General features: G+C 48.5%; 25 protein-coding genes. 8 read left to right on the forward strand and 17 right to left on the reverse strand.

What is annotated here, in order from left to right; translation table 11 throughout:
* Positions 1-8: 8 nt before the first annotated feature.
* The 6 genes from era to rpsU form a co-directional block, all read right to left on the reverse strand.
* Entirely contained in the window at positions 9-926 is a 918-nt protein-coding gene (era, locus tag QP860_RS00210; protein WP_284878744.1) for a GTPase Era, read from the reverse strand.
* Between the two features lie 17 nt (positions 927-943).
* A complete protein-coding gene (locus tag QP860_RS00215) occupies positions 944-1333 on the reverse strand; it encodes a diacylglycerol kinase (RefSeq protein WP_246818946.1) in 390 nt (129 codons plus the stop codon).
* On the reverse strand, positions 1311-1790 hold the full coding sequence (gene ybeY / locus QP860_RS00220) for an rRNA maturation RNase YbeY (RefSeq protein ID WP_070619578.1): 480 nt from the start codon (positions 1788-1790) through the stop codon (positions 1311-1313). The genes QP860_RS00215 and ybeY overlap by 23 nt, the downstream gene beginning before the upstream one ends.
* Before the next feature lie 25 nt (positions 1791-1815).
* A complete protein-coding gene (locus tag QP860_RS00225) occupies positions 1816-2763 on the reverse strand; it encodes a PhoH family protein (RefSeq protein ID WP_284912014.1) in 948 nt (315 codons plus the stop codon).
* 148 nt (positions 2764-2911) lie between these two features.
* Complete coding sequence (locus QP860_RS00230; RefSeq protein ID WP_070619584.1) at positions 2912-3355, reverse strand: GatB/YqeY domain-containing protein; 444 nt, start codon at positions 3353-3355, stop codon at positions 2912-2914.
* 30 nt (positions 3356-3385) lie between these two features.
* Positions 3386-3559 carry a 30S ribosomal protein S21 gene (rpsU, locus tag QP860_RS00235; RefSeq protein ID WP_070619792.1) on the reverse strand — a complete coding sequence of 58 codons (174 nt, stop codon included), beginning with the start codon at positions 3557-3559 and terminating at the stop codon, positions 3386-3388.
* A 198-nt stretch (positions 3560-3757) separates the two neighbouring features.
* Between rpsU and QP860_RS00240 the strand changes: the two genes are divergently transcribed.
* A complete protein-coding gene (locus QP860_RS00240; RefSeq protein ID WP_284912015.1) occupies positions 3758-4723 on the forward strand; it encodes a 2-keto-3-deoxygluconate permease in 966 nt (321 codons plus the stop codon).
* Between the two features lie 201 nt (positions 4724-4924).
* On the opposite strand, the gene QP860_RS00245 is transcribed toward QP860_RS00240, so the two are convergent.
* The 3 genes from QP860_RS00245 to QP860_RS00255 all read right to left on the reverse strand — a co-directional run bounded on the left by QP860_RS00245 (position 4925) and on the right by QP860_RS00255 (position 8199).
* Positions 4925-7075, reverse strand: a complete 2151-nt coding sequence (locus QP860_RS00245; RefSeq protein WP_070619590.1) for a beta-glucosidase family protein — start codon at positions 7073-7075, stop codon at positions 4925-4927.
* 367 nt (positions 7076-7442) lie between these two features.
* Complete coding sequence (locus QP860_RS00250; RefSeq protein WP_070619593.1) at positions 7443-7622, reverse strand: hypothetical protein; 180 nt, start codon at positions 7620-7622, stop codon at positions 7443-7445.
* 142 nt (positions 7623-7764) lie between these two features.
* The gene (locus QP860_RS00255; protein WP_070619596.1) at positions 7765-8199 is read right to left on the reverse strand and encodes a Fur family transcriptional regulator; all 435 of its coding nucleotides are present in this window, start codon (positions 8197-8199) and stop codon (positions 7765-7767) included.
* Between the two features lie 132 nt (positions 8200-8331).
* Between QP860_RS00255 and QP860_RS00260 the strand changes: the two genes are divergently transcribed.
* Entirely contained in the window at positions 8332-9162 is an 831-nt protein-coding gene (locus QP860_RS00260; RefSeq protein ID WP_070619599.1) for a pyruvate, water dikinase regulatory protein, read from the forward strand.
* A gap of 52 nt (positions 9163-9214) precedes the next feature.
* Here QP860_RS00260 and QP860_RS00265 read toward each other — a convergent pair whose 3' ends face one another.
* Genes QP860_RS00265 through hisS form a run of 4 tightly spaced genes read right to left on the reverse strand, consistent with a single transcriptional unit; the run spans position 9215 to position 13980 of the window.
* Complete coding sequence (locus QP860_RS00265) at positions 9215-9856, reverse strand: RDD family protein (RefSeq protein ID WP_070619601.1); 642 nt, start codon at positions 9854-9856, stop codon at positions 9215-9217.
* Between the two features lie 2 nt (positions 9857-9858).
* Positions 9859-10866, reverse strand: coding sequence for a signal peptide peptidase SppA (gene sppA, locus QP860_RS00270; RefSeq protein WP_070619604.1), 1008 nt, complete (start codon positions 10864-10866; stop codon positions 9859-9861).
* A 37-nt stretch (positions 10867-10903) separates the two neighbouring features.
* Complete coding sequence (gene aspS, locus QP860_RS00275; protein ID WP_070619608.1) at positions 10904-12673, reverse strand: aspartate--tRNA ligase; 1770 nt, start codon at positions 12671-12673, stop codon at positions 10904-10906.
* 11 nt (positions 12674-12684) lie between these two features.
* A complete protein-coding gene (hisS, locus tag QP860_RS00280) occupies positions 12685-13980 on the reverse strand; it encodes a histidine--tRNA ligase (RefSeq protein ID WP_070619611.1) in 1296 nt (431 codons plus the stop codon).
* A gap of 458 nt (positions 13981-14438) precedes the next feature.
* Between hisS and QP860_RS00285 the strand changes: the two genes are divergently transcribed.
* Positions 14439-15875, forward strand: a complete 1437-nt coding sequence (locus QP860_RS00285; RefSeq protein ID WP_070619614.1) for an N-acetylmuramoyl-L-alanine amidase family protein — start codon at positions 14439-14441, stop codon at positions 15873-15875.
* 24 nt (positions 15876-15899) lie between these two features.
* Here the strand turns inward: QP860_RS00285 and QP860_RS00290 are convergent, their stop codons facing one another.
* From QP860_RS00290 to QP860_RS00300, 3 genes are all read right to left on the reverse strand, one after another.
* Positions 15900-16358, reverse strand: a complete 459-nt coding sequence (locus QP860_RS00290) for a hypothetical protein (RefSeq protein WP_067976321.1) — start codon at positions 16356-16358, stop codon at positions 15900-15902.
* Positions 16355-17122, reverse strand: coding sequence for a pseudouridine synthase (locus tag QP860_RS00295; RefSeq protein ID WP_070619620.1), 768 nt, complete (start codon positions 17120-17122; stop codon positions 16355-16357). Before QP860_RS00295 ends, QP860_RS00290 begins: the two co-directional genes overlap by 4 nt.
* Positions 17123-17252: 130 nt before the next feature.
* The gene (locus QP860_RS00300) at positions 17253-18935 is read right to left on the reverse strand and encodes a formate--tetrahydrofolate ligase (RefSeq protein ID WP_070619622.1); all 1683 of its coding nucleotides are present in this window, start codon (positions 18933-18935) and stop codon (positions 17253-17255) included.
* Between the two features lie 298 nt (positions 18936-19233).
* On the opposite strand from QP860_RS00300, the gene QP860_RS00305 reads away from it, so the two are divergent.
* The 3 genes from QP860_RS00305 to QP860_RS00315 are packed head-to-tail and all read left to right on the forward strand — an operon-like array spanning position 19234 to position 21822.
* Positions 19234-20211, forward strand: coding sequence for an aromatic acid exporter family protein (locus QP860_RS00305; RefSeq protein ID WP_070619626.1), 978 nt, complete (start codon positions 19234-19236; stop codon positions 20209-20211).
* Positions 20212-20226: 15 nt separating this feature from the next.
* The gene (locus QP860_RS00310; RefSeq protein ID WP_070619629.1) at positions 20227-20778 is read left to right on the forward strand and encodes a cysteine hydrolase family protein; all 552 of its coding nucleotides are present in this window, start codon (positions 20227-20229) and stop codon (positions 20776-20778) included.
* A gap of 39 nt (positions 20779-20817) precedes the next feature.
* A complete protein-coding gene (locus QP860_RS00315; RefSeq protein ID WP_070619631.1) occupies positions 20818-21822 on the forward strand; it encodes a biotin--[acetyl-CoA-carboxylase] ligase in 1005 nt (334 codons plus the stop codon).
* A 334-nt stretch (positions 21823-22156) separates the two neighbouring features.
* On the opposite strand, the gene QP860_RS00320 is transcribed toward QP860_RS00315, so the two are convergent.
* Complete coding sequence (locus QP860_RS00320) at positions 22157-22984, reverse strand: ADP-ribosylglycohydrolase family protein (RefSeq protein ID WP_070619634.1); 828 nt, start codon at positions 22982-22984, stop codon at positions 22157-22159.
* A gap of 75 nt (positions 22985-23059) precedes the next feature.
* Between QP860_RS00320 and QP860_RS00325 the strand changes: the two genes are divergently transcribed.
* Both QP860_RS00325 and QP860_RS00330 read left to right on the forward strand, forming a co-directional pair.
* A complete protein-coding gene (locus tag QP860_RS00325) occupies positions 23060-24208 on the forward strand; it encodes a M20 family metallopeptidase (protein ID WP_070619637.1) in 1149 nt (382 codons plus the stop codon).
* 122 nt (positions 24209-24330) lie between these two features.
* A complete protein-coding gene (locus tag QP860_RS00330; RefSeq protein ID WP_070619640.1) occupies positions 24331-25290 on the forward strand; it encodes a 2-keto-3-deoxygluconate permease in 960 nt (319 codons plus the stop codon).
* Positions 25291-25378: the final 88 nt, after the last annotated feature.

Consider the following 25378-nt stretch of genomic DNA (forward strand, 5'->3'; position numbering starts at 1 on the left):
TCTAGCTTCTAATAATCCTGCTTGGTGTTATAGCCAAATTCCTTGAGCAGGGACTTCTTGTCCCGCCACTTCTTCTCGACCTTGACCCAGAGTTCCAAGAAGACCTTGGACCCTAGCAAGTTTTCAATTTCCTTGCGAGCTCCTGTCCCGATCGACTTGATCATCTTGCCGCCCTTGCCGATGATAATCCCTTTTTGGGACTTGCGTTCGACAATGATATTGGCATAGACATGGACCCGGTCCAGTTCGTCCTTTTGCATCTTATCCACAGTGACGGCCACCGAATGGGGAATCTCTTCCCGGGTCTTCTGTAGGATTTGTTCCCGGATCAATTCACTGACCACAAAGTATTCAGGGTGGTCAGTCAGCTGGTCTTCGGGATAATACTGGGGGCCCTCCGGTAATAAGTCTTCCAGCTTAGCGATTAAGCCCTCCACCTGGCCAGAATTCAGGGCAGACATGGGGATAATTTGCTCAAAGGCTTCTGGATTAGGAATATCGGCCATATAAGCCGCCAAATCTTCCTCAGAGACTTTATCGGTCTTGTTGACGATCAGGAAAGCGGGGCTCTCCCGATCCTTGACCTTGTCCATGATAAAGCGGTCACCCGGTCCGATCTTTTCGTCCGCACTGACCAGCATGAGAATAGCTTCCACCTCGTCTAAAGCCTGGTAGGCACTCTGGAGCATGTAATCATCTAACTCATTCTTGGGCTTATGGATCCCCGGCGTATCAATAAAGATCATCTGGCTGTCGGAACTGGTGTAGATAGCCTGGATCTTATTGCGGGTTGTCTGGGCCTTGTCGCTCATGATGGCGACTTTTTGGCCGACAATTTGGTTCATTAGGGTCGACTTGCCCACATTGGGACGACCGACAATGGCAATAAAGCCTGATTTAAATGTATCGTGTGTGTTTTCCTTCAAAATTTTTCCTCACTTTATTAAAGAATATAGGAACCAAAAATAACAAAACCGACAAATATAGCTACTAGGGTCATCAAGAGGACGCTTCCTGCCGCGACATCCTTGATGGTCTTGACCAAGGGGTGGAAGTGGTCCCCCACCACCAGGTCACAGAGCCATTCCACACTAGTATTGAAGAGTTCAGCCAAAAGGACCAGGCCACAAGCTAGGGCGAGCAAGGCCCATTCCGTGGGCTTTAAGCCGAGGTATAGGCCCAAAGCCCCCAGCAAGGGAACCATGGCCAGTTGGAAGCGAAAGTTCCGCTCATGGTGGAGGGCAAAGCGTAGGCCGTCATGGGCATGCCCCAATGCCCCTAGGAAGTGGCGGTTTTTGCCGACTTGTTCCTTATTCTGATCGTTTGAGTCCATAATTATCTAGAATCTCTCTTTGCAAAGCAAACATTTCTTTCTCGTCTTCTTCCGTCATATGGTCATAACCATTGAGATGGAGGAAGCCATGGACGGTCAAGAAGCCAAGTTCACGTTCAAAGCTATGTCCATATTCCTGAGCTTGAGCCTTGACCCGGTCTAAAGAAATGAAGAGGTCCCCTAGTTCATAAGGCATGCCTTCAGGAAGCTCTAGGATTTCAAATTCATCCGCTACTTCATCATTGATAGCAAAGCTGATCACATCAGTCGGCCGGTCCACACCGCGGTAGGTCTTATTGATCTGGTGGATCTCTTCATCATCTACGATAGTCACTGACATCTCGGTCTGGTCAGCTAAGTCCAGGTAGTCACTGGCATAGGCTAAGAGCTCTTGGACCATTTGGCAGTGCTCGGGCTTAAGGGCTTGGGTTTTATCCGTAAATTCAATTGTTAACATGGCGTCACCTGCTTTTTATTTAATCTTAGTTTTCATAGGCTTGTATAATGGCAGCCACGACGGGATGGCGGACCACATCCGACGTATCAAAGGAGACAAAGGCAATATCGGAGAGATCTTGCAGCTTGTGCTGGGCATCGATCAGACCAGACTTGACGCCGCGCGGAAGGTCAATCTGAGTCCGGTCCCCGTTGACAATCATCTTGGAGCCGAAGCCGAGACGGGTTAAAAACATCTTCATCTGGGCAATGGTTGTATTTTGTGCCTCATCGAGGATGACAAAGGCGTCGTCCAGGGTCCGTCCCCGCATGTAAGCCAGGGGTGCAATCTCAATGACCCCACGCTCGATCAATCGCTCGGTCTGCTCCACACCATAAATGGCGTAGAGGGCGTCATAGATAGGCCGGAGATATGGGTCGACCTTCTCTTTCAAGTCGCCAGGCAAGAAGCCCAGGCTCTCCCCTGCTTCAACGGCAGGCCGGGTCAGAACAAGACGTTTGACTTCCCCTTTTCTCAGGGCAGATACAGCCAGGACCACAGCTAGATAGGTCTTCCCAGTCCCTGCTGGTCCAACCCCGAAAGTTACCGGATGCTTCTTCACCGCATCGACATAGCGCTTCTGACCGGCTGACTTGGCTCGAATCTCCTTACCGTCATAAGTTTTCCCAATCGCTTCATCGTAGAGGTTGACAAAGTAAGACAGGGTCCCCTTCTTGGCCATCTTGATAGCGGTCACGATATCAGCTTTTTCAAGCATCTGGCCCTTGAGCAGTAGGCCTTCTAGCGTCTTGATTAAATCAATAATCTGCGGGCCTTCCTCCCCCTTCACCACGACCTCATTTCCGCGGGCAAAGACTTCTGCCTCAAAGCTCCGCTCCAAGAAAGCTAAATGGCGGTCCTGGCTGCCAAAAATTTGTTGGGCAATGTCTGGATGATCAATCTGGTAAGTGTATGTCGCATCTGCTGCTGTCAAATGTGCACGGCCTCCTTCTTCTATTTACTTCAAAGTATACCAAATATCCGCCTAAAATACGAATGAAATTAAGTCATCAGCCTGAGCAAAGAAAAAAGCTGGAACAAGAGCTCCAGTTTTCTTTTGGCAGTTGACCTGCCTTTTGGAATTATTTTAATAATTCTTTGACGACTTGTTGAATTTCTGCCCCCGCAGCCTGCCCTTTCATGCGAGCAACTGCCTGGCCCATTACCTTACCAAAGTCAGCTTTGGATTGGGCATTAGTATCTTGGATAAGATCCTTAACTACTGCTTCAATCTCATCGCGGTTTAATTGCTTAGGTAAATACTTTTCAACATAGCCTAGTTCAGCTTCAGTCTTCTCAGCCAAGTCTTCGCGACCGGCTGCCCGAAATTCCGAAATCGAGTCCTTGCGTTGCTTCAACTCACGAGAAAGCACGGTCATTTCCTGGTCCTCAGTTAAAGATCCGCCTTCGTTGATTTCTTCGTTTTGAACTGAACCCTTAAGCATTCTCAAGACAGATAAGGCTGTCTTATCTTTAGCTTTCATGGCTTGTTTGATATCTTGATTTAATTCATCAATAAGTGCCATGAATTCGCCTCCTATCAGCTCATATATAAATTAGTATTTACGTTTACGAGCAGCTTCCGATTTTTTCTTACGACGAACTGATGGTTTTTCGTAATATTCACGTTTGCGTGCTTCTTGTAAAGTACCTGACTTAGAAACCGTGCGTTTGAAGCGACGAAGAGCATCATCAAGAGATTCGTTTTTACGAACTACAGTTTTTGACATGAACAATACCTCCCCTCGTTTCAACCTGTCATTTTCCCATTGAAAATGTACATCGTTCATTATAGCTTTTTTCTTCTCTGCCGTCAATTTTTACTTGAAGTTTTTTTCAAAACAGCGATTATTCCTTTTATTACAACAATTTTGAAGGCATTATGTTATAATTAATTAAAAATATAGTGATAGAAATGAGAGATGGACATGTTTAAATTGATGAAAAATGTACCGGGCGGTCTGCTCCTAGTCCCGATGCTGATCAGCGCTCTTTTTTGTACCTTCTTCCCCGGCCTTTTTGAAATTGGTGGGGCAACGGAGGCCCTCTTTACCTCGAAAGGTTTGAACTATATTATTGGTTTTGCCTGCTTGTGTTCCGGCACAACTCTCAAGCTCAATACCATCCGGGTAGTCCTCAAAAAAGAAGGGATTTTGATCCTCTGTAAAATTATTCTGAATGTTCTACTGGGCTTTCTCTTCTTCAAGTTCTTTGGTTTGCCAGGTATCTTCGGCATCTCTGCCATTGCCTATATTACAACTATCGCATCGACAAACCCCTCCCTCTTCTTAGCCTTAGAAGAAGAATACGGGACGGAAAGCGACTCAGCTGCTTTTGGTTTACTTGCTGTTCTCTGTACGCCAGCTTATCCCATGTTAGTTTTCTCTGTTTCCCAGGCAACGCCTATTAACTGGATGCCGATTATTTCAACCTTGATTCCAGTTATCCTCGGGGTCATCATCGGCAATACCGACCAGAAATTGGCCGACTTCCTCAAGCCTGGGGCGGCCCTCTCCCTTCCTTTCATGGGTTGGGCTTTCGGAGCTAATATTAACCTGGTCAATGCCCTCAAAGCGGGCGGCCAAGGGATCCTTCTCACTCTCCTCTTCTACATTCCAATGGTTGTGATCTTAGTCCTCGTTGAACGCTATGTCTTAAAGAAGGATGGCGTAACTTCTCTCGCCATGTCGACCATCGCCGGGATGTCAGTCTCTGTTCCAGCCTTAATTGGGGCGACCAATCCGGCCTACCAAGCCTATGTGGATGCAGCAACCGCCCAAATTGCCTTCGGGGTTGTGATTTCAAGTATCCTCACCCCAATTATTGCTAAATGGCTCTTTGGTCACCCCGGTCAAGATCAACATACGGAGCTCAAAGAAGCAAAAAAAGTCTAAATGAAGTAAGCAAAGGCTCCCCGTCACTCAATTGACGGGGAGCCTTTTTGTTATCAATTAATCTTTTCCTATCAGCGTGCTGGGCATCCATTGGTCTTTTAAAGCTACTTATTAAAGATTTAGAGAACTAAGAACAAGTCTAGCCCTCTGCTAGCCTATGCCTTAGGCGCTTACCACCTATAGTAGCCACCAGGCACACTCTTAATCTTCAATGGTGAAGTTAAAGCTAGCGCTATTGTCTTCGCTGGAGGTGCCGACGTAGAGGGTAAAGTCACCATTTGGAATCACAAAATCATGGGCGCCCCGATCCCATACGGATAGCGGATGGTGACTTGCCTTAGGATCGATAGTGATGGAGATGGCTTTTGAATGGCCAGCTTCTAGCTGAACCTTTTGGAAGGCGATCAAGCGCTTAGGTGGCTGTTGGTCTTGTGGGATGCCAAGGTAAACTTGGACCACTTCGGCCCCGTCACGATCGCCGGTATTGCTGACGGTAGCTGTGACTTCAAAAGCTGCATCCTTAGCTTGGTCTTCTGTCCGCTTCAACTCGACATCTGTCACTTCAAAGTCGGTATAGGACAAACCGTAGCCGAAGGGGAAGAGCGGTTCGATGTCATTGGCTTGGTACCAGCGATAGCCCATCTCAAGCCCTTCTGAGTAACGGATAACAGGATAGCCGTCCCCTTCATCAACACCCGGATGGCGTTCAGGATGGTCGTAGTAGAGCAAGTCTTCTTCGCGCTTAGCATAAGTGGTTGGCACCTTACCTGAAGGATTAGCTAAACCAAAGATCAAGTCAGCTGCCACATGGCCATCTTCTGTCCCCTGGTTCCAGGTTTCAAGGACCGTGTGGGCGTCGTCAATCCAAGGCATGAGGACGGGCGTGGAATCTTTTAGGACTAAGATGCTTTGGGAATTAACTGCAAGGAGCTGTTCCACCATGATATCTTGTTGGTTAGGCAGACTCGGTTTGGCCAGGTCAAAGCCTTCAGAAGCCACAATTCCTGCCATAATAATGACCAAGTCAGCCTCTTTAGCCTTTGCCAGGGCCTCTTCAATATTAGAGAGATTATCTGCTACGATTACGGTCTCGAGCTCAGTCTTAGCACCTAGGTCACTCAGAACATCTTTCAAACCGTCTTCAGGTTTAACTGTATAGATTGGTTCAACCTTGGAAGAACCCCCACCCCCATTGCAGGCTTGGCCAGCGAATTTTTCTTGACCGACCAAGAGGATGTGGTCGTAGTCAGCAGGTTCCACAGGTAAAAGCTTCTTATCGTTCTTGAGCAAGACAGCTGAAGCTTGACCGATCTTACGAGCGCGTTCGCCATGGCCCTTAGCATCGATTTCACCAGGATTATATTCCCAATCGAACTGGTTGAAGCGGAACATTTGGGTAAAGCGACGGATAAGAGCCCGGTCAATAGTCTTTTCTTCCAGGCTTTGGTCTTCAAGGGCCGCCTTGATATTGTCTTCATTGAACCACTTGGCATCAGGCATCTCCAAGTCTAGTCCAGCGTTGAGCGAAGGGGCAGCTGATCGGGTAGACCAGAAGTCGGACTGAACATAGCCCTCAAAGTCCCATTCATGGCGAAGAATTTCGGTTAGGGTTTCCCGGTATTCCGTCCCATAGACCCCACGGATCCGGTTGTAAGAGCTCATAATTGAAGAAATTTTGCCGTCTTTCACTAACATTTCAAAGGGCAGCAAGTAGAGCTCCCGCATGACTTGATCGGAAGCTTCCACGCTGTGGCGGAAGCGTTCATCTTCCTGGTCGTTGAGGACGAAGTGTTTACCCATAGCGATCACATCATGGTTCTGGATAGCCTTGGTCACTTCTACCCCCATGCGTCCACTGAGATAAGGATCTTCTGAGAAGTATTCGAAGTTCCGACCTGAAATGGGCAGGCGGTGAAGACAAACAGCTGGCCCTTCCAAGACATGTTGGCCCAGGGTCCGAGTCTCACTCCCAATAATATCCCCATATTCATAGGCTAACTGGGGATCGAAGGAAGCCGCCACCCCGATAGTCATCGGCAGGGCAGTCGCCTTGGGGCTCGGATAGCCATCCCCCATGCCCACGCCTACTGGGCCATTGGTCACCCGCATGCGGGGGATTGAAAATTCTTCATTCTCTTTAACATGGCGTTCCACCCGCAATTGGGTCATCTGTTCTTCATATTCTTCTTCGGATAAATTCTGCATGGCTTCCATATCAATGTTGTAGATGTTGATGGTCTTCATGCCACCGTGCAATTGCCCAATCTTATCTTCTAAAGGCATGGCAGCGACCAGGGCTTCTGCTCGCTCCTTAGGCGACTTGGAGTCGTCTAACCAAACTTGTTCTGTCATTTTCGCATCTCCTTTTCCAATTATGATAGTTTCATTATAACACTCAATAGTCATAAATTAATAAAGAAAGCCATTTCCTGACAGAATCTTAAGCTGTTAAAAAAGAGTGTGACAAAAGTCGTTCAGGGCTGAACCACTGGAGCGAACTATGTCCAATCGTTTGCAAACGATTGGACATAGTTCGTGAAGTGGATGTCAGGTCTGACTTTTGGAACAGATCTTTGAAAAAAGTTCGTTTTTTAAAAAGAGGTTGGAACTTTTTTGTCCCAGTCTCTTTAAATTTCTTAAACAAAAATAAAGTCTGAATTTAAGTTCTAAATGAGATTTACTGTTATGAGCTAAAGGAGCAAAAGGCAACAGCTGTTAATTAATTTTTCCTGCTATTCTTTCTGATATCGCCTTCTGCTAGGGCCATCAAACCCCCACTAGCCAAGATAACAATTAGCCCAAAGATAAAATTGACAATTTTATCTTGAAAAAAGGGCGATCCGAAAATCAACAGACCAAGTACAATCACTAGCACAAAAGCATGGTATTTATTTTTCATGTCAACCACCCCCTGGATTTTTATGACTTCTATTATCTACGCTTTCAAAGAATTAAAGCTAAAATGAAGAGTCAGAAATAGAAGCCGTCTAGCTTTTCCATTTGATTGTGACTCCTCAAGCCTTTAGTCCTGAATTTCCCTCTTATTTCTTTTGCTTACTGCAGTCTGCGCACAGGCCCATAATCTTGAAATCGTGGCTGTGGATTTCGGCGCCGGGCACCTGGTCGGAGAAGAAATCCAAGGGGCACATTTCAAGCGGGAAAGCGCGGCCGCAGTTCTCACAGATGAAGTGGTGGTGGTGGCCAATTTCAGGGTCGCAGTGCTTGCGGAATAACATTTCCCCGTTCACATCAGTTTCTTCTAAGAAATGAAAGTCACTGAAGAGCTTCAGGTTGCGGTAGATGGTGTCGAAGCTCATCCCCGGATACTTGTCTTCCATAGCCTGTTGGACTTCTTTAGCGGTCAAATACTGGCCCTCTGCTTGGTCAAAAGCCGCTAAGAGATCAGCCCGTCTTTGGGTATACTTGTAGCCCGCATCTTTGAGTTCATCCATGGACTCCGTCACAAAATTTGTCATCATTAAGCCCCCTTTTGTGACCTGATTATAACACAGGATAGGCTTAGATGACTAATAATTCATTTGTCTTAGGCTGGGCCCGGCTCCTCAGCTATGCTATAATGGGGCCACTATCAATGGAGGGTGAAGTCTATGAGTGAAGACCAAACAAAAATTTTTTATGTCCTATCCGATGCAGTGGGAACCATTGCTAAGGATGCCTTGAACAACGCCTTTGTCCAGTTTCCGAATATCGAATACAAGGTGCGCATCTTTCCCTTTGTCCAGTATACGGACTATCTCAAACGGATTCTGAAATCAGCTAAAGACTGCCAGGCTAGCATTATTTCCACCTTTATCAAGCAAGAATTAGAGGAAATGGCCAGTAACTACTGTGAGGCTAATGACCTCTTCTACTACAACTTAATCGATCCCCTCGTCCAACATATCGCTAAGGAAGCGGACCAGGCTCCCCGGCAGAAACCAGGCAATAAGAAGGCCTTGGACAAGGACTACTACCGGCGGATCGAAGCCATTGAATTCGCAGTCAAGAACGATGATGGCAAGCACCCCGCTGACTTCAAGAAGGCGGATATTGTCCTCTTAGGGATTTCCCGGACCTCGAAGACTCCGCTCAGTCTCTTTCTCGCCAACCAGGGCTACAGGGTCACCAACCTCCCCCTAGTTCCCGAAGCCCACTTACCCGAAGAGCTCTATGAAGTTGACCCTAAAAAAATAATCGGACTAACCAATGATGTCAATGTCCTCAACAAGTTTCGAAGGGAACGCCTCCGCTCTTATGGTATCCAAGAGCTGGGCCGCTATAGTGACGACCAGCGTATCCAAAAAGAACTGGACTATGCAGATCAGATTTACGCTGAACTCGGCTGCCCGGTCATCAATGTTGCCGACCGGAGCATCGAAGAAACCGCCACCCTCATTCTCATGTTCCTCAATTTCCAAGAAAAAGAGGTTGAAGATTAGAAAAAGGCCGCCTAGTCACACTTAAACAGTGACTAGGCGGCCTTTTTAGCGCTTAAATCCGATTCTCTTCATAGAGGAAGCGGAATTGGTCTAGGGCGACGACATTGGTGTCGGTAAAGAAGTCCATGAAATTCTGCCGCTTAGGCGTAACGACCACAAAGAGGCCGAGAATGGGCAAATTGCTTAGGATCAGCTTGCCTAAACCCTCGCGGACAAAACAAGTGCCAAAATTCAAGCGGTACTGGTCCGCCTTAACAACTTGTAGCTTGAAGAGGGCCTTGCCCAGGGTCTGGCCGTTTAATAGATATGAGGCCAGGCTAAAGTAGACCACTAAAACTAACTGCCACGCTAAATACTTTACTAAGGGCCACTGAACCAGGTAGGCATCAGGCAGAAAGGTCAGGACACAGGCCAAGAGGATGGCTTGGAGGGCCCCCACAAAGATCAGGTCCACGAGAAAGGCCCAGAGCCGGATCCAAAAGCCAGCATAGAGTTTGCGGCTAAAGCCGTTGACCAGGTTGCGGTCGACATGGCGGCGGTAGGACATGAGTAGGTCTTGGCCCGATAGTTTCTGGGCCTTCTTTTGCTTATCATGTCGGACAGCCTCTGCCTCTCCTTCTAAACGGCCGTGGTAGAGCTGGTCATTGAGTTGGGGCAGAGGTCCTTGGAGCTTGTCATCTCTTTCCTTGGCCATCTTTAAACACCTCCGTAGAGATAGTAGGCTTGAGGGGTGTTTTGGTGGAGGGCCTGGCCTTGGAGAGTGTCCCAGTTAGGGATGGCGCTTTTGAGATCCAAGGATTTGGAGAAGAGGCCGAGGATGGAGTCCATTTCGGAAGCCTTAGGTGTTACATCAACGACTTCAGCTTCTTCTAAGGATTGGTCCTTTTTGAGGGCAGCTAGGGCGTCGGCTTGGTAGCCCATCTCATCGATGAGGCCATTATCCTTCGCCTGCTTGCCGGAATAAACCCGCCCATCCGCTAATTTGCGGACTTGGTCTTCATCCATGCCTCGCCCATCCGCGACAATGCGGACGAATTCGTCGTAGGATTCCTTGATCAGGCCATCAAAGATCTTCTTCTCTTCGTCAGAAGCATCCTTGAAGGGACTGCCCATATCCTTCTGGTCACCAGACTTGTAGACTTCCATTTTGAAGCCGTGCTCGTCCATGAAGTCCTTGACATTGAGCGAGGACATGATGACCCCAATAGAGCCGGTAGTTGTATTGTTATCGGCAAAGATCTTATCCCCTGCCATGGAGATCATATAGCCCCCGCTGGCTGCCATCGAGCCCATGCTGACATAGATAGGCAGCTGGCGGTCGTCTTTTAAGTCTTTAAGGGCGCGGTAGAGTTCCTGGCTGTGGTAGGTGGTCCCACCTGGAGAATCGACAACTAGGAGCAAGGCCTTAACGCTGTCGTCTTCCTTGAGGTCAGCAATCTGGTCCAGGACTTCCTGGTGGCGGTAACCAGGGCCTTGCAAGCTTGAGCCATCGCCTGTATCTGCTATAGTACCTTCCACCTTGAGGACGGCAATCCGTTGACTCGGATTGCCGCTCTCAAGGACCTCCTCCTTACCCGCAAAGGGCTTGCTCAATTCCTCCCAATTGACTTCTTTAAGCCGCTCTTGGCTTTGTCGGCGGCTAGCAAGTCCGAGAATCAAGAGTAAAGCAGCCACAATGACCAAAATCCATGATTTGGCTTTCATTTACAAGCTCTCCTTCCTTTGACACTTAAATTGTAGCTTAGTCCACATCGATGCGAGTCACTTCAAGACTCAAGTCGTTTATTTGCTCTTGGGAAACTTCACTAGGCGCATTTGTCAATGGATCGAAGGCGCGGCCATTCTTAGGGAAGGCCATGACTTCACGAATGTTATCTTCGCCGGCTAAAAGCATCACTAAACGGTCGAGACCAATCGCTAAGCCGCCGTGTGGTGGGAAGCCGTATTCCAAGGCGTCCAGTAAGAAGCCGAATTGTTCATTGGCGCTCTCTTCGCTGAAGCCTAATGCTTCTAACATTTGGAGTTGGATATCTTTTTGGTGGATACGGATGGACCCGCCCCCGATTTCATAGCCGTTGAGGACGATGTCATAGGCTTGGGCATAGACTTCTTCAGGTTGGTTGCTTAACTTGTCGAGATCTTCTTCATTAGGCATGGTGAAGGGATGGTGCATGGCATTGTAGCGGCCTTCTTGTTCATCATACTCGAGCAGTGGCCAATTTACGACCCAGAGGAAGTTGAATTGGTTCTTGTCCATCAATCCTAGTTCGCGGGCAAATTTCAGGCGAATTTCGGACAGGGATTGGTGGACCACACTGGCCTTGTCAGCTAAGAAGAGGAGGATATCCCCTGCTTCTGCTTGGAGACGGTCAACAAGTGGCTCCGGATTTTCCTTGAAGAATTTACCGATCGGACCAGTCAAGCCGTCTTCACTGACCTTAATCCAAGCGACCCCTTTGGCACCATATGTGCTGGCGAAGTCAGTTAAGCCGTCTAAGTCCTTACGGGAGTACTGATCAGCTGCACCTTTGACATTGATGGCTTTGACCATACCGCCATTTTCGATGGCTTGATTGAAGACCTTCAATTCATACTGGCTGACCACGTCCGATACATCCACTAATTTCATGCCGAAACGGGTGTCGGGTTTGTCTGTCCCGTAATAATTCATGGCGTCATCATAGGAAATAATAGGGAAGTCTTCGGTAATTTCAACGCCCCGGGTTTCTTTCATGACATCTTTAAGCATGGCTTCGACGATTTCACGAATTTCTTCCTGGCTGAGGAAGCTGGTTTCCAAGTCCACTTGGGTAAATTCTGGTTGGCGGTCCCCCCGCAAGTCTTCATCACGGAAGCAACGAACGATTTGGTAGTAGCGGTCCATACCTGAAGCCATCAGCAATTGCTTGAAGAGCTGAGGTGACTGAGGCAGAGCATAGAATTCACCAGGGTGGACACGGGAAGGAACCAAGTAGTCGCGAGCGCCTTCTGGTGTTGACTTGGTCAGGTAAGGGGTCTCAATATCCAAGAAGCCTTCTTTTTCAAGGAAGCGGCGGATGGCTTGGGTGACTTTCGCACGTAAAACAATATTAGCGTTCATTTCAGGGCGGCGGAGATCCACATAGCGGTATTTCAAGCGGATATCATCGTTCACATCGATGTCGTCCTCTACCATGAATGGTGGGGTCTTAGCCTTGTTTAAGATAGTCAATTCTTTGACCATGACTTCGATGTCCCCATTCTTAATCTTAGGGTTAACCATGTCTTCGTCACGGTTGATGACGTCACCAGTCACTTCGATGACATATTCAGACCGTAATTTTTCCGCTTGGTCGAAGTGGTCCCCTAAATTTTCTACGTTGAAAACCACTTGAACGAAGCCTTCACGGTCTCTCAGGTCAACGAAGATTACCCCACCAAGGTCCCGGCGTTTTTGTACCCAGCCCTTGAGTGTGACCGTCTGGCCGACTAATTCTTTAGATACGTTTCCACAATATGTTGTACGTTTCATCTTGTTCCTCCTTATGCATTAGCATGAAAACTTGCAATAACATCTGAAAATTGTTCTTTAATTTGGTCAATGGCGAATTTTTTCTCCTCGCCCGAAGCCATGTCTTTAACATTGAGGGCCCCTTCTTCTAATTCGCTCTCACCCAGAGTAATCACGAACTTGGCGCCCAACTTATCGGCATCCCGGAATTGCTTGCCCGGCTTGCGGTGCTTGTAATCGAGCTGACAGGAATAGCCCTGTTGGCGGATGGCCTCAATTAAGGGCAGGCTGTTTGCAACCTGGATCCCTGGAATAGTCACCAAGTAGACATCTAAAGGATCCGTGTCAGGCAAGGCCACTTCTTGGGCTTCCAAGAGGAGCATGAGCCGCTCTAAACCAATCGCAAAGCCAAAACCTGGTACATCCTGCTTTCCATCTGAGAGTTCCTTGACAAGTCCTGAATAAGACCCGCCCCCGCAGATAGTGGTTTCTGCTCCGAAAACTTCATTCTTGGTCATGATCTCAAAGATGGTATCTTGGTAGTAGTCCAAGCCCCGGACCATATTAGCATCGATCCGGTAAGGAATCCCTAATTGATCGAGAAGGCTTTGGACTAGGTCAAAGCGTTCCTTAGATTCTTCGGATAAGAAGTCCAGAATACTTGGCGCATCCTTTACAATCTCCTTGTCCTTAGGGTCCTTGCTATCGAGGACGCGCAGAGGATTCTTGTGGAGCCGGGTCTTGGAGTCTTCACTCAACCGGTCTTCGAAGGGTTCCAGATAGTCAATGAGAGCCTGGCGGTAGGCTATACGTGAATCGATATCGCCTAGTGAGTTAATCACTAATTCCAAGTCAGAAATCCCTAAGCCTGTGAGAATTTCCCAAGCCAGGGCGATGGTTTCCACATCAATGAGTGCCTGGGAATCGCCGAAGACCTCCACACCTAATTGGTTGAACTGGCGCTGGCGCCCACCCTGGGGCCGCTCATAGCGGAACATCGGGCTCAGATAGTAGACCTTGTAAGGATGATGGTGTTCTGGGCCATAAAGTTTGTTTTCAATATAGGCCCGAACAACCGGTGCCGTCCCTTCTGGCTTGAGGGCAATATGGCGGTCGCCCTTGTCTTTAAAGTCATACATTTCTTTAGAGACCACGTCTGAGGTCTCTCCCACTCCCCGTGCGAAGAGTTCGTAGTGCTCAAACATCGGTGTTCGAATTTCACGGAAGCGGTAGCGGCTCAGGATCGCCCGAGCCTTGTCTTCTACATAATGCCACTTGGCAATTTCTTCAGGTAAAATATCAACCGTTCCTTTTGGTCGCTGAATCATTCACATCCCCCTTAATCATTCCATAAAAAAATCCCTATCCTGAAAAACAGGATAAGGACGAAAGTTTCGTGGTACCACCTTAATTATTCTAGCTATTGGCTAGAAATCTCTAGCGCGTAACGTGCGCAACGGAGTCTTCACTCACCTCCAGAGTGTCCAACTTAAGTCAAGAATAAATGCTTGCACCCTCCGCATTCTCTCTAAGGATTCTCTCCATAAGTCATTCTCTTTCAACGGTTTTATCAGTAACTAGCTTAACCAATCTTTAGACAAAAGTCAATTTAAAAATCTTTCCCAACTTGGACTTTTTGTTTCGGGCAAGAGATAGAAGCCATCCTCTTCCAGTCAGCCCCAAGTGCCAGCTAAGTTTTAGCTCAGACTTTTTGTCTTTTGAATTGCGCTCTTTTTAATTAAAGGGTAAACTTATAGAAAGAAGTCATTCAGAAAGGGGGTTGAAAATGAACTGGAAAGACCATTGGGAAGCCAGGCGGGGCCATTATTTTATCTACAGCTTGGTCGTCATCCTGGTCTTGTTGGGGGCTTTTTTAACGATTTTTCACCTAAGTCAAAACCAGCAGAAGAAGACCCAGGCTGACCTGATCAACCTCCGCCAGGGACCCGGTATTACTTATGACATCAAGGAACAAGTCAAGAAGGGAACGGGCTACCAAGTGATGCGGGAGGCCAATGACTGGCTTTATGTCCGCCTGGCTAATGGACAGACAGGTTGGCTGCCTAGCTGGCTCATGCCCCAGGGCCAAGATGACAAAGACCGGGGCTTTATCGCAACCGTGATCGACGACCAGGTCCCTATCCTCTCTCAGGCCAAAGATGGCGACAAGCTTGGCGAGGCTAAGCAAGGCGATAAGTTCACCATTCTCTACCAGGACAAGGGATGGATCCAAGTCCAATTCCAAAATGAAACTGCCTGGATCGACCAGAGCGCTATCGACATCACGCCCGGTACGATTGCTAACGAGTACATTGCCAGCCTGTCCGAGGACGAGCAGGCGGCCGTCGATAACTTACTCAAGGATTATCCCGCTAAGGTCGTGGCCACCGCAGCTGGCGTCAATATCCGGGAGGCACCGACCAATGAGTCTGATGTGATCTACAAGGGCAAGATGAACGAGGGCTTCGCCTACCTGGGCCAAGAGGACGTCTACTACAAGGTCAAGACCAAGGACGGCCAAGAAGGCTACCTGGCCAACTGGCTGGCCAAGTCCGACGCCACGGAAATGTCCAAGAAAGCCCAGGAAGCAGAAGCTACAACCACTCTCAGCCAAAAAACCATCGTGCTCGACCCAGGCCACGGGGGCAAGGACCCAGGTGCTATCTCCGATGACGAAAAAGTCTATGAAAAAGACGTTGCCCTAGCCTCGGCTCAGATCCTCAAGGAAAAACTGGAAGCGGCCGGTGCCAAGGTCATCATGACCCGGGAGGACGACCAATTCATCGAACTGGCTGACCGGGGTCGACTCTACAATGAAGTCAACGGCGACCTCTTCCTCAGCCTCCACTACGATTCGGCAGCTGAAGCGACCGTCAGCGGTAATACCGTCTACTATTACGATGAAGCCTCGATTCCAGTAGCCCAAGAGCTCCAAAGTCAGCTCATCGAACAGATGAATGTGCCCAATAATGGGATCGAATTCGGGAACTTCCAGGTCATCCGGGACTCCCATCCCCCTGCCCTTCTCTTAGAGCTCGGTTACATGTCCAACCCTAATGATGTGCAGAAATTTAGCCAAAAAGACTACCACGAGCGGGTCGCTCAAGCCGTCTACAACGGCCTGGTCTGCTACTTCCAAGAAGGCGGCAATAGCCAGGGCCAGAGTGTCCCAGCCTCTAGCGATCAAAAGCAAGCAAATGAAAACGCCTCAGCAGCTCCATAAGAAGCTGCTAAGGCGTTTTTAATTTTAAGCTTTAGGAGGACGTTGGTCCAAGTTGCGGATCAAACGGCCCCGTTCGTCATAGACGTGGTCGCGGGCTTTTTGGCTGCTAGCCATGCTCAGAATCAGGCGGTCGCGGTAGGGTTCGGCCAATTCGTCAAAGAGAAATTCCTCATCGTGGAGGTTGTATTTTTTACGGTTGGCTTCATTTTCGCCTTCTGAACGCAGTTTGTATTGGCGGCTAGGAAGTTCTTGGTCGCTTTCTTCCTTTTCCACCCGGTAGACATAGTTGTCGTCATCGTAGGTGATCTCCAAGGCACCGGTATTGGTGCGCTCGTAGTTGACATTATCGTACTTGTCCTTCTGCAGCTCCCACCAAGCCTTGATGCCCTCGATGGCTTCTTCTTCACTCTTGTAAGAGCCGTGTTGCTTACGGACGCCGTGGCGTTTATTTTCCCAGTAAACGGTGTAGATGGTCTGTGTCATTTTTGGTCTTCCTTTCTTTGCGAGGCCCTGGCCTCAGTTTCATCTAAGTGGAGTAAAGCGAGAAGGCTGGCCTTGTCTACTTCCTGGTAGTCTCCCCGGTCCAGGTCAGGGTCTAAGCGCAAGCCGCCCATGCGGAGGCGCTTGAGATAGGTCACTTCCTTACCGACCGCTTGGAACATCCGCTTGACCTGGTGGAACTTCCCTTCGTGGAGGATGAGACGAATCTGGCTCCTCCCAGAACCCAGGTCGACCTGGTCAATAAAAAGTTCCGCAGGCAGGCAAGTTTCTCCTTGGTCAATGGCCAGGCCGGAAGCGAAAGCCGCCTGGTCTTCAGCAGTCACTATGCCTGCAATTTCCGCATAGTATTCCTTGTCCACCTTCTTGCGTGGGGACAGGAGGTCATGACTGAGCTGGCCATCATTCGTGATCAAAAGCAGGCCTTCTGTGTCCTTATCCAAGCGCCCCACAGGGAAGGGATCGTAGATTTGGACCAGGTCTTGGGGCAGAAGATCAGTAACAATGGCTGTCTGCCCGTCCTTAGTCGTAGACAAATAACCTGCTGGCTTGTGCAAGATAAAATAAATGAAGGGTTGGTAGCGGACGCTCTCCCCATCCAAGCTGACCTGGTCCTGGTCTGGATCCAAATGGTGGTCAACTTTTTTAAGCGTCTGACCGTTCACTTGGACGCGCCCTTTTTTGATGGCTTGCTTGGCCTCCTTGCGGCTTAAGAGCGTGTAATTGGCAATTAATTTATCTAAGCGCATAACTAGCCTCCTCCACTTTTTTGATCTTATTCTATTTTAACATATGTCTAAATAAAAAGCCTGACCTAGCCCAGTAAAAAAGGAGACAGGACAAAACTGTCTCCCAATTTTTTATCAAATGAGTAAAGACTTAGAAAAGCCCTTCAATGGTACCGTCTTCTTTAATATCCATCTTCATAGCAGCTGGTTCTTTTGGCAGACCGGGCATGGTCATCACGTCTCCTGTCAGAGCAACAATAAAGCCAGCCCCAATCTTAGGCACAAATTCACGGATATGGATATCGAAGTCGCTTGGACGGGCTACCTTACTTGGGTCATCAGTCAGCGAATACTGGGTTTTAGCCATACAGATTGGCAAGTGACCCCAACCATTCTTCTCGAAATCAGCAATTTGTTTTTCGGCTTTGGATTCATAAACGACGCCGCGGCCCCCATATACCTTCGTTACAATGGCATCGAGTTTTTCTTTGATGCTGGTATTTTCAGCGTCATATAAAGGTTTAAATTCAGGATTTCCGGCTTGGTCGATGAGTTCAACGACTTCCTTGGCTAGGTCAACACCACCTTCACCACCATTTTCCCAGACGGATGCTTTGACGAATGGAACATTGAGCTGGTCACAAGCTTCTTGGACAGCAGCAATTTCTGCTTCCGTATCGGTAACGAATTCATTTAAAGCGACAACAACTGGTACATTGTAGCCTTGCATGGTTTCGATGTGTTTTTCTAAGTTCACCACACCGGCTTTAACAGCTTCCACATCTTCACCGGCATCCTTCAATTCTTTCTTCGGAATGCCCCCGTGCATCTTCATCGAACGGATCGTGGTTACAATAACCACAGCATCCGGCGTCTTACCGAGGTTAGGAGTCACGATGTCCATGAATTTTTCCCCACCTAGGTCAGCACCGAAACCAGCCTCAGTTACCGCATAGTCAGCCAGTTTCAAGGCTGCCTTGGTGGCGATAATGGAGTTACAGCCATGGGCGATATTGGCAAAGGGCCCCCCGTGGACTAAAGCTGGCGTATGTTCTAAGGTTTGTACCAAGTTAGGTTCGATCGCGTCTTTCATAATTAGGGTCATGGCACCAGCGCAGCCCAATTGTTCAACCGTCACAGGTTCCTTGTCCCGGGTTTCCCCGATAACGATCCGGTTGAAGCGGTCTCTCAGGTCACTTAAGTCAGTAGCCAAGCAGAGGGCTGCCATTACTTCGGAAGCCACTGTAATATCAAAACCATCCTCGCGTGGATAACCGTTGCCTGGTCCACCCAGACCAACGACCACATGTCGCAAGTTCCGGTCGTTCATGTCAACGACACGCTTCCAAGTAATCCGGCGGTTGTCAATATTCAATTTATTGCCTTGGTGGATGTGGTTATCAATCACAGCTGATAGTAAGTTGTTGGCGGTTGTGATGGCATGCATGTCCCCCGTAAAGTGCATATTGATATCTTCCATCGGCACAACTTGGGCATAGCCCCCACCAGCAGCGCCGCCCTTCAAGCCGAAAGTCGGGCCAAATGAAGGTTCACGAAGAGCCACCATGGATTTCTTTCCAATTTTTTGCAGGGCATCCCCTAGACCGACTGTAATTGTGGTTTTCCCCTCACCAGCTGCCGTTGGGTTAATAGCGGTGACCAGGATTAACTTACCATCTTCTCGATCTTGGATTTGATCCAGAGTTCTTTGAGGGATTTTGGCCTTATAGAGTCCGTATTGGTCTAAATCGCTTTCCTTAAAGCCGAGGCCTTCAGCAATCTCAGTGATTCGCTTCGGTTCATTTTGCTGGGCAATTTGAATATCCGTTAACATATAATGACTCCTCCTTTAAAATTAACTAAATCAATTATAACATGTTTAAGCGCTTACACAAATAGTCTGCTCATCTCGATTGAAAGTTAAGAAAAAAGTTTCACTGAAAAAACCAGATTCTGCCAAATAAAAGTAAATTTCCAGTGTATAGTCTGCTTAGCTTTGCTTTATTTTAGTGATTAAAGCAGTTAAAATGAATACAATTATTGTATATTTCTTTCAACTGGACTCTCAGGCTTTTCTAGGGAGTTTTTGCTATAATAAGTTTATTAGAATTAAAGGAGGACTGATCGAACCAATGACCTTGCATTTAATTAAAGCCCTCAAGTACGGGGTCGCGACCTTCTTTGCCATCTTCCTGGCCCAGTGGCTCCATTTAGATTATGCGGTTTCCGCTGGCATTATCGCTATCCTGACCTTAGCTGACACTAACCAACAAACCGTCCATTATATCGGAAATATTAGCCTGGCCATGGTCTTAAGCTTGACTGTTGCTAGCCTGCTTTTTTATTACCTAGGATTTACCGTTTGGGTCTTTGCCCTCTATCTTTTGATCACCTATCCACTGGCCGCCTGGATGAAGTCGGGGAATGCCATTGCTCCTTGTGCGGTATCGGTCTCCCACTTGCTTTTGGACCAGACCATAGCTTTTCCCGACTTGATGAACGAGTTTCTACTTCTCATCATCGGGACCGGGATCGCCCTCTTGGTTAACTTCCTCCAACCTTCCCACCAAAAGGAAATGGCCCAGTTAAAAGAGGCGATCGAAGACCGGATGCGGACGGTCCTTTGCTCCTATGCCGATCAATTAGACCAAGGCACTTTCTTTGAGCAAGATCATTTTGTTTTGGCCCTCCACGAACTCAGCCAGCTCATCCAAGATGGGCAAGGTCTGGCTGCCAGGGAGAATGCCAACCGAATGAACCAGGATACCCTATACTATAAGCAGTATTTTGCCATGCGCCAGGCCCAAAGCAATGTTCTCTACCAGATAGCGGAGAGCTTGCAGCGGCTCGACCAGAAGACCTCCCAGCACCAGGATTTAGCCCAGTTTCTCATCCACGTGTCCGAACAGCTGAACGAGCGCAATCCAGCTTTGGGACTAAGCGCAGAATTGGACCAGCTCATTAAGACTTACAGGGAGAGCGACCTGCCTCAGACCCGCAAAGAATTTGAGCTCCGGGCTACCCTTTTCGCGATCTTGACAGATTGCAAAAAATTCTTAAAATTAAAGAAAAACTTCTACTATGAAAGCAATTTTATCTATTCACATTAAAAGGAGAATCTCACCATGAAAGAAGCCTTAATTAACATTGACTACACCAACGATTTTGTCGCAGACGATGGCAGTTTAACCTGTGGCCAACCCGGTCAGGCTATCGAAGACAAGATCTGCGACTTGACGGAGCGCTTTATCCAAGACCAAGAATTTGTGGTCTTTGCTATCGATAGCCACCAAAAAGATGACCCCTACCATCCCGAGAGCCGGCTCTTCCCAAGCCATAATATCCAAGGCAGCCAGGGTCAAGAGCTCTACGGACGTCTCGCTGACATCTACCAAGGGGCCAAGGACCAAACCCATGTCTACTATATGGAAAAGACTCGCTACTCCGCCTTTGCGGGGACCAATCTCGATATGAAACTGCGGGAGCGCCATATCCAAACCCTCCACTTAGTTGGGGTCTGCACCGATATCTGTATCCTCCATACTGCTGTGGACGCCTATAATCTGGGCTATCAATTAGTAATCCACCCCACAGCCGTGGCAAGTTTCAACCAAGCAGGCCACGACTGGGCCCTAACCCACTTCGAGACCTGCCTAGACGCCAAAATTGTCGATTAGGCAAGGCAGTTAAATCATTTACAACAAAGGAGGCTTATTATGAATTCACAGCAAAAAGTCCTCGATCATCTCTTAAAAGCGGATGGTGCTTACCTGTCTGGACAGAAGCTGGCTGAAATATTAGGGGTTTCTCGCAATGCCATCTGGAAAGCCATCCAAGCTCTCAAAGACCAGGGCTATCAAATTTCTTCGACCCCCAATAAGGGCTACCAGCTAGAAAGTCTGAGCGATGACTTGGCCCCCCAACAAATCGACCACTTTCTCAAGCAAGCAGTCGGTTCGTTTGACATAGCTTATGAGGTCCGCCCCAGCATGAGCTCGACTAATGACTTGATGAAAGAGGCCCTAGCCCATAGCCAGGCGGATTATCTCTTGTACGCCACCCAACAGCAGACCAAGGGCCGAGGACGGCGAGGCAAGGCCTATTATTGCGACCTGGCAGAAGGTCTCTATTTCACCCTAGCCCTCCGCCCCCATCAGGTGAAACTCCAGGACGTGCCTATGTACACCATCCTGGCAGCGACTGCTGTTGTCGAGACCATTGAAAGCTATGTCGACGACCAGTGCGAGATCAAATGGGTTAATGACATCTTCTACCACAAGCGCAAGATCACTGGCATCTTGAGCGAAATGATTAGCTCCATTGAAGCGGCTGATACCTCCGCTGTCATGATTGGAATTGGAATCAACCTAGCGGGTTCCTTTGAAGACTCAGACCCCGCTGTTCGAGAAGTCGCAGGCACCATTTTTGGTCAAGAAACTCCAGAAGACTTCAATATCAACCAATTCTTAGCACAAATTGTGAGCCGAATCTTGACCTACCATGCCAACTTCGATGACAAAGCCTTCTTCCCCTTATACAAGGACCGGCTCATGGGCGTAGGCAAGGAGGTTTCCTACCAGTACAATGGCGACTGGCAGTCTGGAATCATCGTTGGCGTCAATCCCGAAGGCCAGCTGATCATTGCCAAAGCCAATGGCAAAAAAGAAATCCTCTATGGCCAGGATATTCATTTCTCTAGTCAGCAATTTAGAAATTTATAAACAGGGTGTGAGCAAGAGCGTTCAGCTTTGGATGCTTGGAGTAAGTTGGGATAAGGGCAAGCCACGCTTGCACGTTCCCAACTTGCGAAAGCACTCCCAAGCTGCTCTTGCGAACCCGACTACAGGGTGTGAGCAAGAGCGGTTAGCTTGGGATGCTTGGAGTAAGTCAATCGGACAGCTGGACTAGAGCCCTCACTTCACTCCCCAATCCTTAATAAAAGCAGCTGGACGCTAATATGGTCCAGCTGCTTTTTTATGGCTTGCAATGGCCGAGCGATCCAATGATCCGGCTTAAAGGACCTTTATCCAATTGATCAAGGCCAAATCCCCCTAGTTAAGCCTGGTATTTTCGGCAAAAATCTTGCCAGGCTTGGTAAAGGGCGGCTTGGTCGTCATCAAGATAGGACAGGGCCTGGTCTGCAATAGCCTGAGGAATGGGATAGAGGTAGGCAGCCATGGCACCGGCCATGGAAGCGATGGTGTCGGAGTCCCCGCCTAGGGAAACAGCCAGGCGCAAGCAGTCTTCGAAATCCTCGCCATCCCTTACGGCCACTAGGGCTTGGGGGATAGAGTCCGCACAATTGGCATGGAAGCTGTAATGCGGGCGTAAGTTGTCAATGGTGAAGTTTAAATCATATACTTCTGTAGCAATTTGTTTGAAAATATCCTCTGGGTCTACTCCCGTCTTCGCCTGGTAAATCGCTAAAGCAAGGGTCCAGGCCCCAAGGAAGGCTTCCTCACTGTCATGACTAATCCCAGTCACTACTGATCCCCAAGCGAGAACTTCTTCTTCGCTTCGCGCTAGGTCAGCGACAGGACTAATCCGCATACCGGCTCCATTACCGATACTCTGGTAGGGCTGGGGCTTCCGGCTATAGATCCAGCGGAAGAAGTTCTTACCATAACCCGCTGTAGGATACTTCCGCCCCCAGGTCTGCATGGAGCGAACCGCTTCCTCTTCAAGTAGGCCTAAGAATTCAGCGTCTTTTGCCAAGCCCCCTGACCGTCCAACAGCCTTCATCAAGGCCTCGCCCACCGCCAGAGTCATAATTGAATCATCTGTGAGATGACAGTCAGGATGGAAGAGTTCAAAGTCCTTCCCTCGGTAATTATTTAGTTCAAAGCGTGAGCCTACAATGTCTCCAATGATTGCGCCTAGCATATCTTTCCCCTCTCTAAAACTTTTCAATTTGTAACTTACTAATTTTAAGTGCATAATAAGGTGGAGGTGATCATAATGAATAATGAACAAGCACTCCAATTGCTTCAAGATGTTTTAAAAGTAAACTCAACCAATGGCAATGAAACTGCCGTGGCCGACCTTATAGAACCTATTTTACAGGAGGCAGGCCTAGAAACCAAACGCTATTCCTATAAGGGTGACCGGACCCAGCTTATAGCAACATTAGATAGTGGCGTAGAAGGACCTACGCTCGGCTTAACCGGCCATATGGATGTCGTCCCAATCGGCGATAACCCTTGGGAGCACGAGCCCTTCGCCGCAGAAATTGAAGACGGGGTCATCTATGGTCGGGGCGCCTGCGATATGAAGGGGGGCCTAATTGCCCTCGTCGCTGCCGCACTTCGACTTAAAGCCGAAAAGCTTCCTAAAAAAGGAAAAATTATCCTAGTCTTTACGGCGGATGAAGAGATGGGTGGTAAGGGCGCCAAGGATTTAGTCGACCAAGACCTCCTCCCCTATGTCGATGCCCTGATCTGTGCCGAACCAACTAACCTCCAAGTGGCGCGGGCCCACAAAGGAGTCTTCTGGCTATCACTGGAAACTCAAGGCCGGACTGCCCACGGATCGACCCCTAAAAAAGGCGTCAATGCCGTAGAAAAAATGATCAAGTGGCTGGACCGGATCGCTCAGACCTACCATGCCGACGACCACGAAGATGACCTCCTTGGCCAATCGACCATGTCTTTTAACCAAATTTCTGGCGGCAGTGTGGTCAATGTGGTCCCAGACCGTGCCCAAGCTCAAGTAGATATCCGGACCGTGCCTGGCCAAGACCATCCCGAGCTTTACGCTAGTTTTGAACAAATCATCAAAGACTTAGAAGCTGAAGATCCTGACTTTAAGGGACAGATGGACCTCTTCACCAACCTCTATCCCTTGCGGACCGACGACCAAGACCCCCTCGTCCAAATCGCTCTCGAAAAGTCAAAAGATATCCTCGATCAAGCAGCGGGACTAGCAGCCTTCAGCGGAGGAACCGATTGCGCGGAATTTATCCGCCACCAAGCTGATATACCAACCATTATTATTGGCCCTGGCCAAAGCTTACATGAACCCGATGAACACATCACCGTCAGTGAATTCTACCAAAGCATCGCCTGGTACCAAGCCATTATCCGCCAGTGGTTTGAACAAAAAGATTAACCATATAAGTAAAGAAAGAGAGTATGACTTTTGCCTTACTCTCTTTTTTATATTAGCTTGACTTTAAGAAAGGCTTTCTTTAAACTTATAAGCTAGTCAATTTTAAAAGAAAAGAGGTTCTTATGTTAAAGAAAATCAACCAATTACCTGCTGGCATGTTCCTAGTTCCCATGGTCGTCAGCATGGTCTTAATTTCCATTTTTCCCAATATGTACGACCGTTTTGGCGGCACCAGTCAGGCTAGCTTCCAGATGGGGACGCCGGTTGTCATTGGCCTTTTGGTCTTTGCAGCAGGGACGAGTCTTGACCTCAAGCAGATTGTTCCCTTATTAAAGCGCCACCTGCCCATGATCTTATTTAAATTATTTTGGTCAAGCCTCCTGATCTATTTCTACTATCTAGCTTTTGGTAGCCAGGGGATCTTTGGAATTTCACTCTTGAGCTTTGCTTGTGTGATTTATTCCCTGAACCCAGCTGTAGCCCTAGCCATCCATTCCTCATATGGTGACCAGCGTTTTGGGGCGGTCTACGGAATCTTCGGTATCCTGGGTATGTCCTTTACCCCGCTTATCCTCCTGAGTCTGCTTACCGCTGATGGAGGGGCAGGCGGCATTGACTGGAACCCCATTATTTCGATCTTTATTCCCCTTCTTGTAGGGATGGCCCTGGGCAACTTGGATCCTGACTTCGCGGACTTCTTTACGCCAATGATCGGCCGCCTCCTGCCCTTCCTCGGTTGGAACTTGGGAGCCGGTATGCGGATCCAAGACGCCCTGGCATCTGGTGGCTCAGGCCTCTTGATGACACTTGCCTTCTTTATTCTGATGCTTCCACTCATCTTCTTTGACCGCTACGTCACCAAGCAGAATGCAGGCATTGATGGAGCAGCGATTTGGAATGTGGCTGGCATGTCTGTCGCCAACCCAGCGCTCATTGGCCTGACCTTACCCGAAACTTTCGGCGATGATGTGGTAGCCGCGACCGCCATCGTGATGATGGTCTGCATCGCCAGCTCCCTCCTCTCCCCTCTTGTCGCCCAAAAGCTCTACCAAAGAAAAGAGACTGTGACTAAAGGCGGTTAGTCCTGACTCTAGGAGCAAGTTTTAAAAAAATCATTAATAAAAAAAGACCGGACAACATTAGGCCGGTCCACTGATCAAAGGCTAGGAT

The sequence above is a fragment of the Aerococcus sp. UMB1112A genome (genome assembly GCF_030230715.1).
GTDB lineage: Bacteria > Bacillota > Bacilli > Lactobacillales > Aerococcaceae > Aerococcus.